Below are 13250 nucleotides of genomic sequence, written 5' to 3' on the forward strand. Positions count from 1 at the left end.
ATATATATATATACTTAAACTACATTATTTAATTTTCAAATAACGTTTAATAAGCATCGTAATATCTTCAGAAAACTTAAATCTATAAACCACAAACACATACGATACGGTAATTAAAGTCGATTTTAAAGCAATATTAATTAAGGTGTTAAAAGGGAATTCCCAAAAATAAAATAACAAAACACATAAAGATATTAAACCGGTTATTCTTAGTATATCTCCAGTAAAGGGATGAATTTTGAATTTTTTATAAACGAAAAGTAATTTTATGGAGTTATATGCAAAAATGGCTAAAAAAGTTGCTAAAGCCGCTCCATTAATGCCAAACAAAGGAATAAAAACAATATTTAGTACAATCATCAAGATTACTAGGACAACCCCTAAATACAATACTGCTCTATAGTAATTACTATTAAATAGAATGGCGTTGTTACTTCCTAAAAGCGCATCATACAATTTGCTTACACTAATTATTAATACTACAAAAAGCCCTCCACTAAACTCTTCAGGAATTATATAATACAATTGATTAATGTTTAATACGATTAAAAGAAATATAAATCCAGCGATTATAAATAAATTCAACGAACTCTTTTTATATAAATCTCCTAAAGCATCAAAATCCCTTTCATTTAAATACTTGGCCGATAATGGCATTAATATTTGTTGCATAGAACGCTGAGGCACTGCAATAACTGCCGCTATAAAAACCGCAACATTATAATATGCTATTTCTTCTATTTCAATATAATGTCCCAGCATAACCTTATCGACATCTAAAAAAATAGTAGCTATAGACCCTGCTATAATTATTAAAAACGAATATTTAAAAATATCGCTTAAACCATTAATTCTTTTAAATGTGATAACTGGAAGTTTAACGCTAAAAGCATATGCATTCATAACAAACATCCTTAAAACGTAAACACAAACCAATCCAATCATAAACTGTTCTACATCAACTATTTTTAAATACAATAAAAACAATAAAATCATGGTTCCCACTCGGTGAAAAACTTCTTTCATAAAGTTTCCAAATACGGTTTGCATTTGCACCTTGGCCCATGCAAAAAACACTTCAAAATAAGCCAATGCAAGAGCTATGATTATAACATGCCATACATACCCTTTAATAATATCATTCTTTTGTGATAAAAAATCACCAATCATATCATAACATAGGTAGCTAAAAACACTTAATGGAATCGTAATTAAAAATGGTAAAAACAGCATAAGTGTTAAAAAGCTGTTTAAAGATATTCTTGTTTTAAAAGATGAATAAAATTTAACGAGTGTATTATGTGCGCCAAACGCCATTAAAGGCATAATAACATATGCTAAAGACAGCATATACCCTACCATTCCGTAATATTCGTCACTAAGAAATTTTGTATAAAGAAATAACGTATTAATTGCTCCTATTAAAAAGCCCAAATAAGTTGATATGACGTTTTTAAAAGATTGTGAAGCAACTATTCCCATTAATTTTTTAAAAGATTAAAATTCTAAAAAAACACTCAAACTTGATAATCTGAAGGTTCTTGTTTTTTGATTATCTCTGCTAACTGTTGAGTTAGATTTTTTCTACTATATTTTTGCAAGCCAATTGGATGCGATTGTAAGCTTTTGTTTAAAAAAGCTTTATAAGATTCTAATATACTTCTTTTTAGTGAGTCGTAATCATTATAGTTAAAGTAGGTTCCAGTATTGGTTTCTTTAATTATTTTTTCAACATCAGAATCTTCTGGCCCCATAGCTATAATGGGGCGATTGGAAGCCATATATTCAAATAATTTCCCAGGAATAATACACTTAGTGTCTTCAGAATCTATTTCTATTAACAATAGTGTTTGTGATTTTTTTTGATATTTAATAGCCTCTTTATGTGAAACATATCCTACCTCATTGATATAATTACTTAAATTATTATTCTTAATAGATTCCAATACATTTTTACTAACTGCACCAACAAAATTGAGCTCGAAATCTTTTGAAAAATCATCACGCTCTTTAATGAGATCACTTAATACTTGCCATAAAATTTTCGGATTACGTTTTGACAATAAAGAACCAATATGTGCTATTGAAAATTTAGAATCCAGTTTAACCACACTGGCAGGTTCATAATCGTAACCATTTGTAATAACTTCAATGGGTTGATTTGTAATAGCCTGAAATTCCTTTTTAGTAGTAAAACTAGTTACTATTATATGATCTGCAGTATTTAAAACCTGTTTTTCTAAAGTTTTATGTTTTTCTTTAGAAGCATTGGTTAACTTTAATTGTTTATGATATCCAATGGTTGTCCAGGGGTCTCTAAAATCGGCTAACCACTTAACCCCTAGCCCTTTCTTAAGTTGCAATCCGATTAAGTGTAAACTATGAGGAGGTCCAGTAGTGATGATAGTTTCTATGCTATTATCTGAAATATATTTTGAAAGATATGCCACAGAAGGCTTTACCCAACCAATACGAGCATCTGGTATAAAAAAATTCCCTCTTATATAGAGCATCACTTTTTCAATAAAGGATTGCTTTTTATAATCTGAAATAATGCCTTTGCTTATAGTTTTTGATGATTTTTTTGAAAATATCCCGGCTAATTTATAAGGTTCTTTTATGGGCTGTTTTAAAATGGTGATATTATCTGGTATTTCAGAAGTTAAACTTTCATCTACCAATGGATAATTAGGGTTTTCAGGAATATAAACAATAGGCTCTACATCAAATTCTGACAAATACTTAACAAATTTCAACCAACGTTGTACCCCAGGCCCTCCTGCAGGTGGCCAATAATACGTTATTATGAGTGCCTTCTTTTTCATCTTTCATTCCTGCGAATGCAAGTAATCTTATAAATTGAAATTGTATTACGATAATATATGCCCTTGCCTTCTTTCTCTCCAACAAGCTGCCATTGACGTACAGAAATAACAATTATTGTTTTTTCTTAAATTCATAGAACAATGCGCCAAGCAGCAATATTCCAAACAAAACTGAACTTGCTAAAGCAATACTACTTCCTGTTTTAACAACATCTGGATCAAACTTAAACTCTATAGTATGATTCCCTGCTGGCACTTGCATACCTCGTAATGTGTAATTAACACGCATATACGAGCTTGCTTTTCCATCTATAAAGGTTTTCCACCCGTTACCATAATACACTTCAGAAAAGACTGCAAAACCTTCATTTGAATTTTGAGACTCGTATTTTAAATAATTTGGTTTTACTTCAACCAAATCAATAGAAGCTAATGAGTCAACCACATAATGTGGTTTAATATCTTTTAATTTTTCTAAAGCTTTATGTGATGAATAAACAGCTTTAACTTTATTAGACAGACTATCTAATTGCTTAATTTCTTCGTCTGCAGATTCTACATTTTGCAAATTTTTCACAAACCAGGCATTACCGTTTGCTTCATCATTTTTATAGGAAAACATACTCCCCTTATCATCTGGTACTATAATATACTTTGTGTTAAGCATGTTAAGTACATTGATATTGTTTCGTAATACATAAAAATCAAAAACCTCTCTATAGCGCTTTAATTCTGCAGCATTATAACCATTTAATGAATTATGAAAATACGATGCTTTTGTAGGTTGTGAAGGTGCTGAAACCAGATCAAACACCCTAAAATGTGTTTTATCCTTTAAAATTTCTTTATCTACTTCGTTGGCTTGAAATGGTTTATTTACTCTAATACTCGATACAAAGTCATCGTTATTAACGTAACGCCTATCAACACCTACCAAATCAAAAAGAATCAGCGCAAAAAACGCTGTTATCACCCACTTTTCTTTTAGTTTACCCTTTAAAAACATAAAAATAGCTCCGGCAGATAATAACACTAGAACAAGAGTTCGCAAAGTATCTTGGGTAAAAATGACTTTTCTATCCTCCCTAATAGATCTAATAAAATCCTGACCATAAGCTTGTATTAACTGACCATCTCTATTACCAACAAAATCAAATAATGATGATTTAAACAGCAAGAATATAAGAGCAAAACCTCCTGTTATTATGGTAGCGAATTTTAATGCTTTTAGCTTATCTTCTTTCTTTTCAAAATCATTAAACAATCTTACCAGTCCGAAAATAGCTAATACAGGGATACATAACTCTAAAACAACTTGAATAGAACTTACAGCCCTAAATTTATTATAAAGTGGTACATAATCAATAAAGAAGTTCGTTAAAAAGCCTAAATTCTTCCCATAAGACAACAATAGAGAGAGTATAGTCCCTCCAACTAACCACCACTTCAATCGACCTTTTACAAGAAATAATGCGAAAACAAATAAAAACAAAATAACAGCTCCAATATAAGCCGGCGCTTCCACTCCAGGCTGATTACCCCAATATGTAGGCACATGTTTGGATTCCTCTAATGCTTGTGTTGTGCTGGCTCCTAACTTTCTATAAGCTTCATATGTATTTGAGTCTTTACCTAAATCTTCGTAATTCCCTCCTCCCATAAACCTTGAAATGAAAAGATTGAAAGTTTCTACAATTCCATAGCTATAAGCAGTTATATAAGATCTATCCAAACCAGAAGTCACTTCTTTTGTAGAGCCATCAGGGTTTATAGTCAACTCACTCTTGCCACGAGTACTTTCTTTTACATACTCTTGTGTTGCTAATATACCTGTAGCATTTAAAGCAATGGACAAAACAACCGCTGCAATTAAAATTCCTATTGATTTAAAATAATGTGCTAGTATTTTTTTTCTATAAGCATCTACTAAATACGCAATCCCCAAAATGATAACCAGTAACAGCAAATAGTAGGTCATTTGAAAATGGTTAGCCACCAGCTCTAAGCCCATAGCAATAACAGTTAACAAAAAACCTAAAATATATTTTTTCTGAAAAACAAGCAAAATACCACTTAAAACCAATGGCATATAAGCAATGGCATGCGCTTTACTATTATGCCCTACGCCTAAAATAATTATTAAATAAGTTGAAAACCCAAAGGCAATCGCTCCAAGTGCTGCAAGTTTAAAATCGACTTTTAAAACCAACAATAGAATATAAAAACTTAACAGATATAAAAAAAGATAATCTGCTGGTCTAGGTAAAAACCGAAGCGTTGAGTCTATCTTTTTGATATAATTATGTGGATACCTCGCTCCTAATTGATAGGTCGGCATCCCTGCAAATGCACTATTGGTCCAATAGGTCTCTTCACCTGTTTCTACTTTAAAATCCTTTTGCTGCTTACTCATGCCTATATAGTGCATGATATCACTTTGAAATATTTGTTCCCCTTTTAAAACAGGGCTAAAATAAGCTAAAGACAGCACTACAAACCCTACTAAAATTAATAAATGAGGAAGTGCTTTTTTTATTGAAAATTGCATGAAAGTATATTAAAACTATGATTGTGAAAATTAGTCAATTTCTTCGTAATCGACATAATCCCCAACATTTTTATTTGAGGTTTTGGCTTTTGGTATTTTATCGATAGTTACTTCACCTTCTTTTTTTGGTTTTTCTTGTCTTTGCTGTTGACCAAACTGATCTCCGAAACGCTGCTCTGCTTTTTTAGCAACATACTTAATAAGAAACGGTGCAAATAAGCGAGATAAAATTTTTATTCCGAAATAAATAAGAAGGATGATTAACACCATTCTAACAAAACCTGTTACAGATGCAAATTGTAGCATAAAAAATATTTTTAACAAAAATACAATTCTATATGTTTAAAAAACGCTCAAAAATGATAAAAAAAGTATAAAATATCTATATTTGAAAAAGTCTTTAGAGCTAAAAATGATAACTGTATATTACTAAACCATTACTAGCTGTAAACTAAAACCTTAATTATGAACCCAATTAAATCTACACTTTGCTTATTATTGATTTTAACTTCAATTCAAGCATATAGTCAATATACAGATGTCATCAATTCTAATAGACCCGGTGCATCACGTAGTGCCTTTTCTGTAGGTACAAATGTTGTCCAATTTGAAATTGGGCCTTATATTATAGATGAGAAAAGAACTCCCGTTACTTCCTATAAAGTGTCTGGATATGGTATTGATTTTGCAGCACGTTATGGGCTATTATTTGAAGAACTGGAATTAAACATTGAAGGCACCTACCAAAACGACACTAAAACCTCTACATCTAATTTATCTACCAAAGAAGAACGCGCTAATTTTAAAACAGTAACATTTGGAGCTAAATATTTAATGTATGACCCTTATAAAAATTCAGAAAAAAACAAACCTAATTTGTATAGCTGGAGAGCAAACCATAGTTTTAAATGGAGCTCGTTAATTCCCGCTGTTTCAGTATATCTGGGAGCTAATTTTGACACAGATAATAATCCTTATACGGCCGCAGGTGTTGAAGGTTTTAGTCCTAAAATAATGATCGCTACCCAAAATAACTTTCCTGGTGGATGGGTTTTCGTTATGAATTTAATAAAAGATAGAATAGGCTCTGATCAATCAGATTTTCAATATATATTAACATTAACCCATTCTTTTAACCCCAAGTGGGTTATATTTGGAGAAGCCCAAGGTATTCAGAGTGATTTTTATGCGGATAACCTTTTTAGGTTTGGAGGGGCATATTTATGGCAAAAAAATCTTCAGTTAGATACGGCTCTTACTTTTAATACTAAAGACACCCCTTCTGTTTTTAGTGCAAACTTCGGTGTATCTTATAGATTAGATTTTCATAAAGATAAAGAAATTAAAAACGAAAAAATAGATAATGGTAACACTGCTAAAGAAGAAGGAAAAAGAAGGTCTAGGCGCAACAAAAGCAAAATAAAAAAGAAAGATGCCGATACTCAAGATGTTAAAAAGAAAAAACAAAAAAAAGACGATATAGATTTTAACGACAATTAAGAATCTAAAGAGCTGTCATTATATATGATTATACTTAAAGAAGTACATACAAAAAAAGAATTAAAAGCCTTTGTTAAATTCCCATTTAAACTTAATGAAAATTCTAAATATTGGGTACCTCCTATTATTAGTGAGGAGATTAAAACTTTTAACAAAAAAGAAAACCCTGTATTTAATGATGCAGAAGCCAGATTATTTCTGGCTTACAAAGACAAAAAAATTGTCGGTCGTATCGCTGCTATAATCAATTGGTTGGAAGTAAAAGACCAAACGTTGAAAAAAATGCGTTTTGGATGGTTTGATGTTATTGACGATATTAATGTCACTAAGGCTTTACTTGATAAAGTTATTGAAATTGGAAAAGAAAAAGAACTTGAATTTATTGAAGGACCTGTTGGTTTTTCTAATCTTGACAAAGTAGGTGTATTAACGGAAGGGTTTGACCAGATTGGTAGTATGATTACATGGCATAATCCTGCTTATTATGCGACACATTTTAAAAAGCTGGGCTACGATGTAGCAAAAACATATTCTGAGAATGTCATGAATTTTAAAAACATCCAGCCAGAATCTTTCGCAAGAATACAAGAGATAATAAAAAAACGTTACCAACTAAAAGCTTTAAATTTTTCAAAAAACAAAGATATTTTACCTTATACTGATGAAATGTTTGAAGTGTTTTCTAAATCGCATGCAGTACTTTCTACATTTGTTGAGATAAATGATGAGCAACGTGAGTATTTTAAGAAAAAATTTATTGGTTTTCTTAATCCCGAATATGTAAAATTTGTTGTAGATAAGGATGATAAATTGATTGGCTTTGGAATTGTAACCCCTTCTTATGCTAAGGCTTTGCAAAAAATGAATGGTAAACTTTTTCCTTTTGGTATAAAGCACTTGCTACATGCAAAGAAACATGCTAAAACAGTGACTTTCTATTTAATTGGTATTTTACCCGAATACCAAAATAAAGGAGTTACTGCCATTATTTTTAATGAGTTTTACAAAACATTTGCAGAAAAAGGTATTGAAGTATGCGTAAGAGGTCCTGAGCTAGATGACAATGTTGCTATTCAGCAAATATGGAAAAATTTCAAACCCGTTGTCAACAAAAGACGTTGTACTTTTAGAAAAGATATTTCATAAAAAAATCCGATTCAATTAGAATCGGATTTTCCATCTATATTATGAAATATACTTTACTCGCCCATGGCTGCCATTACTGAGGCAGATAAGCGTTTGTATGTTCCATTTTTTAATCGGGACCTAATAGCTTCAAAAGCTGTTAAAGTTTCCGATACATCTTCTAATGTATGTGTTGCAGTTGGTATTAATCTTAACAAGATTAATCCTTTAGGTATTACCGGATAAACAACTATAGAACAGAAGATTCCATAGTTTTCTCGTAAATCCCTTACTAGCGCCATGGCTTCTGGAATACTCCCTTTTAAATATACTGGTGTTACACAACTTTGAGTTGTTCCTATATCAAAACCACGATCTTTTAACCCAGATTGTAAAGCATTTACGTTTTCCCAAAGCTTATTTTTAAGTTCTGGCATAGTTTTAAGCATTTCTAAACGCTTTAAAGCACCAACAACTAATTGCATTTGCAATGATTTTGCAAACATTTGAGATCGTAAATTATATTTTAAATAATCCATTATTTCTTGATCTCCAGCAATAAACGCTCCTGTACTTGCTAATGATTTAGCAAATGTTGCAAAATAAACATCAATATCATCTTGCACACCTTGCTCTTCTCCTGCTCCTGCTCCTGTTGCTCCCAAAGTACCAAAACCATGGGCATCATCAACAAACAATCTAAAATTATACTTCTCTTTTAGGGCTACAATCTCTTTTAATCGGCCTTGCTCTCCACGCATTCCAAACACACCTTCAGAAATAACTAAAATACCTCCTCCAGTTTGCTCTGCCATTTTTGTAGCTCTATCTAAGTTTTTTTCTAAACTTTCAACATCATTGTGTTTATAGGTAAAACGTTTACCCATGTGCAAACGAACTCCATCAATAATACAAGCATGAGCATCTACATCATACACAATAATATCGTCTTTAGATACTAGAGCATCTATAGTAGATACCATACCTTGATATCCAAAATTTAATAGATATGCTGCTTCTTTTTTCACAAATGATGCTAATTCATCTTGTAGTTTTTCATGTAAATCTGTATGTCCAGACATCATTCTGGCTCCCATAGGGTAAGCAGATCCATATTGAGCTGCTGCTTCCGCATCTACTTTTCTTACTTCCGGATGATTAGCTAGTCCTAAATAATCATTAATACTCCAAGTAATAACATCTTTTCCTTGAAATTTCATGCGGTTAGAAATTTCTCCTTCTAATTTAGGGAATACAAAGTAACCTTCAGCTTGAGAAGCCCATTTACCTAATGGCCCTTTGTCCTTATAAATTTTTTCAAATAAATCCTTCATCTATTATAATCTTATTGCTATTAAAATTTTAAGACATAACTACGTTGATAGTAGTTGCTCTTGAGGGAAAACAAAAACAATTATAATGTTTAAGTATATTTCATGAAAGCTTTTGTCCTTAATTAGTAATGCAAAATTAAATATTTATATCGTTTGAACATAATTTTTACTGCTCAATTATTGATAAAATAAAAAAAGAGATCGAATTTTGTCATAAAAACAAAATTCGATCTCCCTCTTAAAGTAATGATTTCTACTATTTTATATATTGTATGTTTTGTGCTGCTGCTTCATTTTTACTATCAAAAAAGCCTTGTTCATTCATCCATTTATCACTGTATACTTTACTCATATATCTCGATCCGTGATCTGGAAAAATAATAACTATATTATCTTCTTTTTTGAATTCTCCATCTTCTCCCAATTGCATAATGGCTTGCATTGCTGCACCAGAAGTGTAACCAACAAACAAACCTTCGGACTTAGCGATTAATCTGGCTGTGTGAGCACTTTCTTCATCTGTTACTTTTACAAATTCATCAATAACATCAAAATCTGTAGCGGTAGGAATCAAATTTTTTCCTAATCCTTCGATTCTATATGGATAAATTTCTTTTTCATCAAACTCTCTGGTTTCATGATATTTTTTAATAACAGAACCAAAAGCATCTACTCCTATAACCTTGATATTAGGGTTCTGTTCTTTTAAATATTTAGCAGTACCCGAAATAGTTCCTCCAGTACCACTACATGCTACCAAATGCGTTATTTTACCTTCCGTTTGTTTCCAAATCTCCGGGCCAGTAGAGTTATAATGTGCATCAATATTTAATTTATTGAAGTACTGGTTTATATAAACCGAACCTTTAATCTCTTCGTGTAAACGTTTAGCAACTTGATAATATGACCTAGGATCATCTGCGCTTACATGTGCAGGACACACATAAACTTTAGCTCCCATTGTTTTAAGCATGTCTATTTTATCTGCCGAAGACTTAGAACTTACTGCTAAAACGCAGTCATATCCTTTTATTATACTTACCATAGCAATACTAAACCCGGTATTACCCGATGTTGTTTCTATGATAGTATCTCCAGGAGTTAGTATTCCTTTTTTCTCCGCTTGCTCTATAATGTAAAGTGCTATTCTATCTTTTGAAGAATGCCCAGGATTAAAAGATTCCACTTTTGCATAAAAGTTTCCTTTAAACTTAGAGGCTATTTTATTAAGTTTAATAAGTGGTGTATGACCTATTAAATCTAATAGATTGTCAAAAACCTGATTTTTGTGTTTCATAAATGCTCTTTATAAGCTTTGGTAATATTACTAAAAATATTTGTAACCTAAAACCAGACAAAAATAAAATATTTTTTTGTATTACCTATAAATTCCTTCTAAATCTAATAAAAAGGCGTATTCCAAGGCAGATTCTTTTAAACTTTCAAATCGTCCAGAAGCACCTCCATGACCGGAATCCATGTCTGTATGCAATAACAATTTATTAGTATCTATTTTCAGTTCTCTTAGTTTAGCAACCCATTTTGTCGGTTCCCAATATTGTACTTGCGAATCATACAGTCCTGTAGTAACCAACATGTTAGGGTAGTTTTTAGCTTCTACATTATCATAAGGAGAATATGATTTCATATAATTATAATACTCTAATTCATTTGGGTTTCCCCATTCATCGTATTCTCCTGTTGTTAACGGTATACTATCATCCAGCATCGTTGTAACGACATCGACAAAAGGTACTGCCGCTAAAATACCGTTATAGAGCTCTGGATTCATATTTATAATACCCCCCATTAAAAGACCTCCAGCTGAACCTCCATAAGCATATAAATGTTTGTTTGATGTGTATTTTTGTTCTATTAAGTGTTTTGAACAATCTATAAAATCGTGAAATGTATTTAATTTAGTGAGTAATTTTCCATTTTCGTACCAATCTCTTCCTAAATACTCTCCGCCACGTATATGGGCAATGGCATAAACAAAACCTCTATCTAATAAACTTAAACGAATGCTTGAAAATGACGGATCGATAGTTGAACCATAAGAACCATAAGCATATTGTAACAACGGGTTTGTTCCATCTAATTTAACTCCTTTTTTATAAACTAAAGAAATAGGTATTTTTACTCCATCTCTGGCTGTTGCCCAAATTCGTTTAGATTCATAATTGTTTTTATCGAATTTACCTCCTAATACGGTTTGTTCTTTCTTAATCTCTTTCTGTTTAGTTTTTAAATTATAATCAATTACAGAACTTGGAGATGTTAAAGAATTAAAACCGTAACGCAATACATCATTATCAAAATCGGGGTTATTACCAATATACACGGTATAAGTTTCCGAATCAAATGGTAGATAATAATCTTCATTTCCATCCCAATTTATAATTCGTAAATTATTGAGTCCGTTTTCACGTTCATTTACCACTAAATAATCTTTAAAAATCTCGATATCTTCTAATAAAACATCTTCTCTATGTGGAATAACTTCTTTCCAATGTTCTTTTTGAGTAGTTGCTTCGGGAGTTTTAAGTAATTTAAAATTTGTTGCTCCATCACTATTGGTTATTATATAAAAATGATCTTCAAAATGAGAAATATTATAATCTAACTTATGAGTACGTTCTTGAAAAACTTTAAATTTATCATCTGGCGTGTCTGCATTTAAAACCCTGTACTCTGTGGTTAAAGTACTTATAGACCCAATGATTATATACTTTTTAGATTTTGTTTTATATACAAACGTGTTATAGGTTTCATCTTCTTCATAAAAAACTTCAACATCTGTTTTTGCATCTGTATGTAATTTATGCTTTAAAATTTTATGCGAACGTAACGTAACGCTATCTTTAGTGGAATAAAATAAGGTCTTATTATCATTAGCCCATGTGGCAGTTCCTGCTGTATTTAAAATCTTATCTGGATATATTTCACCTGTAATCAAATTTTTAATTTGAATGGTATATTGTCTTCTGCTAACAGTATCTGTAGAAAATGCTGCTAATGTGTTATCTGGACTTATAGCTATACTTCCTAAATTAAAATAAGCATGGTCTTTAGCCATGTCATTACAATTAAACAAAATTTCTTCGGTAGCATCTAAATGTTCTTTTTTTCGAACATAAATTGGGTAATCCTTGCCTTTTTCATAACGTGTTAAGTACCAATAGCCATTAAGCTTGTAAGGTACTGTGATGTCGTCTTCTTTTATTCTGCCTTTCATTTCCTCAAAGAGTTCTTTTTGAAAGGTTTCTGTATGCTGCATCATACTTTTTGTATAATCGTTTTCAGCATTTAAGTATGCTATAACTTCAGGGTTTTCTTTATCATTTAACCAATAATAATTATCAATACGTGTATCATTATGAATACTAAGTTTTTTTGAAATCTTCTTGGCTTTAGGTGATTTAGGAGCAGTTATTTTTTGTGTCATTTGTAGATTTTCTTTACAGGAAAGCGCAAAAATAATGCTTAAGAATAAAATAATAACTTGATTTTTCATTTAATATGTTTAGTTGGATAAATTTACCTTAATTATTTTAATATTTTTGTATTAAATAATTCTATATAAAAACTTATGTTTGGAGATATGATGAATATGATGGGCAAACTTAAAGAAGCTCAGAAAAAAGTTGAAGAAACTAAAAAACGCTTAGATACTGTTTTAGTTGATGAGGCCAGTAGTGACGATAAACTTAAGGTGACACTTACAGCTAACAGATCCATTAAATCTATTAAAATTGATGATGAATTACTGGAAGATAAAGAGCAGCTGGAAGATTATCTTATTCTTACCCTTAACAAAGCTATTGAAAAAGCGACAAAGATAAACGAGGCAGAGTTAGCTGCTACTGCTAAAGAGGGCATGCCTAATATCCCCGGAATGGATATGTTTAAATAAGA

At 31.2% G+C, this 13250-nt stretch carries 10 protein-coding genes; 3 read left to right on the forward strand and 7 right to left on the reverse strand.

From position 1 onward, the window contains the following. Positions 1-24: 24 nt before the first annotated feature. The 4 genes from Q4Q35_RS15290 to Q4Q35_RS15305 all read right to left on the reverse strand — a co-directional run bounded on the left by Q4Q35_RS15290 (position 25) and on the right by Q4Q35_RS15305 (position 5679). Entirely contained in the window at positions 25-1482 is a 1458-nt protein-coding gene (locus tag Q4Q35_RS15290) for a lipopolysaccharide biosynthesis protein (RefSeq protein WP_303278874.1), read from the reverse strand. Positions 1483-1517: 35 nt separating this feature from the next. Further along, positions 1518-2825 (reverse strand): glycosyltransferase family 4 protein, encoded by a 1308-nt coding sequence (locus Q4Q35_RS15295; protein ID WP_303278875.1) that lies wholly within the window; start codon positions 2823-2825, stop codon positions 1518-1520. Positions 2826-2937: 112 nt separating this feature from the next. Next, positions 2938-5373 (reverse strand): YfhO family protein, encoded by a 2436-nt coding sequence (locus Q4Q35_RS15300; protein WP_303278876.1) that lies wholly within the window; start codon positions 5371-5373, stop codon positions 2938-2940. Between the two features lie 30 nt (positions 5374-5403). Continuing rightward, positions 5404-5679: a DUF4834 family protein gene (locus tag Q4Q35_RS15305; RefSeq protein ID WP_303278877.1), complete on the reverse strand. Its 276-nt coding sequence runs from the start codon at positions 5677-5679 to the stop codon at positions 5404-5406. Positions 5680-5838: 159 nt separating this feature from the next. On the opposite strand from Q4Q35_RS15305, the gene Q4Q35_RS15310 reads away from it, so the two are divergent. After that, positions 5839-6873, forward strand: a complete 1035-nt coding sequence (locus tag Q4Q35_RS15310; protein WP_303278878.1) for a transporter — start codon at positions 5839-5841, stop codon at positions 6871-6873. A gap of 24 nt (positions 6874-6897) precedes the next feature. Beyond that, positions 6898-8019, forward strand: a complete 1122-nt coding sequence (locus Q4Q35_RS15315) for a GTP cyclohydrolase (protein WP_303278879.1) — start codon at positions 6898-6900, stop codon at positions 8017-8019. A gap of 53 nt (positions 8020-8072) precedes the next feature. Here the strand turns inward: Q4Q35_RS15315 and capB are convergent, their stop codons facing one another. The 3 genes from capB to Q4Q35_RS15330 all read right to left on the reverse strand — a co-directional run bounded on the left by capB (position 8073) and on the right by Q4Q35_RS15330 (position 12849). Further along, on the reverse strand, positions 8073-9332 hold the full coding sequence (gene capB / locus Q4Q35_RS15320) for a cysteate-C-fatty acyltransferase (RefSeq protein ID WP_303278880.1): 1260 nt from the start codon (positions 9330-9332) through the stop codon (positions 8073-8075). 256 nt (positions 9333-9588) lie between these two features. Continuing rightward, positions 9589-10629: a cysteate synthase gene (capA, locus tag Q4Q35_RS15325; RefSeq protein ID WP_303278881.1), complete on the reverse strand. Its 1041-nt coding sequence runs from the start codon at positions 10627-10629 to the stop codon at positions 9589-9591. Positions 10630-10710: 81 nt separating this feature from the next. Next, the gene (locus Q4Q35_RS15330; RefSeq protein WP_303278882.1) at positions 10711-12849 is read right to left on the reverse strand and encodes a S9 family peptidase; all 2139 of its coding nucleotides are present in this window, start codon (positions 12847-12849) and stop codon (positions 10711-10713) included. A gap of 75 nt (positions 12850-12924) precedes the next feature. On the opposite strand from Q4Q35_RS15330, the gene Q4Q35_RS15335 reads away from it, so the two are divergent. Beyond that, positions 12925-13248, forward strand: a complete 324-nt coding sequence (locus tag Q4Q35_RS15335; RefSeq protein WP_303278883.1) for a YbaB/EbfC family nucleoid-associated protein — start codon at positions 12925-12927, stop codon at positions 13246-13248. Positions 13249-13250 lie beyond the last annotated feature (2 nt).

This window comes from Flavivirga aquimarina (assembly GCF_030540835.1).
GTDB classification, from domain to species: Bacteria; Bacteroidota; Bacteroidia; order Flavobacteriales; family Flavobacteriaceae; genus Flavivirga; species Flavivirga aquimarina.

Bases quoted from the DNA above. Each gene is read 5' to 3' on its own strand.
- Q4Q35_RS15290 (WP_303278874.1), bottom strand. From the start codon at position 1,482: ATGGGAATAGTTGCTTCACAATCTTTTAAAAACGTCATATCAACTTAT.
- Q4Q35_RS15295 (WP_303278875.1), bottom strand. From the start codon at position 2,825: ATGAAAAAGAAGGCACTCATAATAACGTATTATTGGCCACCTGCAGGA.
- Q4Q35_RS15300 (WP_303278876.1), bottom strand. From the start codon at position 5,373: ATGCAATTTTCAATAAAAAAAGCACTTCCTCATTTATTAATTTTAGTA.
- Q4Q35_RS15305 (WP_303278877.1), bottom strand. From the start codon at position 5,679: ATGCTACAATTTGCATCTGTAACAGGTTTTGTTAGAATGGTGTTAATC.
- Q4Q35_RS15310 (WP_303278878.1), top strand. From the start codon at position 5,839: ATGAACCCAATTAAATCTACACTTTGCTTATTATTGATTTTAACTTCA.
- Q4Q35_RS15315 (WP_303278879.1), top strand. From the start codon at position 6,898: ATGATTATACTTAAAGAAGTACATACAAAAAAAGAATTAAAAGCCTTT.
- capB (WP_303278880.1), bottom strand. From the start codon at position 9,332: ATGAAGGATTTATTTGAAAAAATTTATAAGGACAAAGGGCCATTAGGT.
- capA (WP_303278881.1), bottom strand. From the start codon at position 10,629: ATGAAACACAAAAATCAGGTTTTTGACAATCTATTAGATTTAATAGGT.
- Q4Q35_RS15330 (WP_303278882.1), bottom strand. From the start codon at position 12,849: ATGAAAAATCAAGTTATTATTTTATTCTTAAGCATTATTTTTGCGCTT.
- Q4Q35_RS15335 (WP_303278883.1), top strand. From the start codon at position 12,925: ATGTTTGGAGATATGATGAATATGATGGGCAAACTTAAAGAAGCTCAG.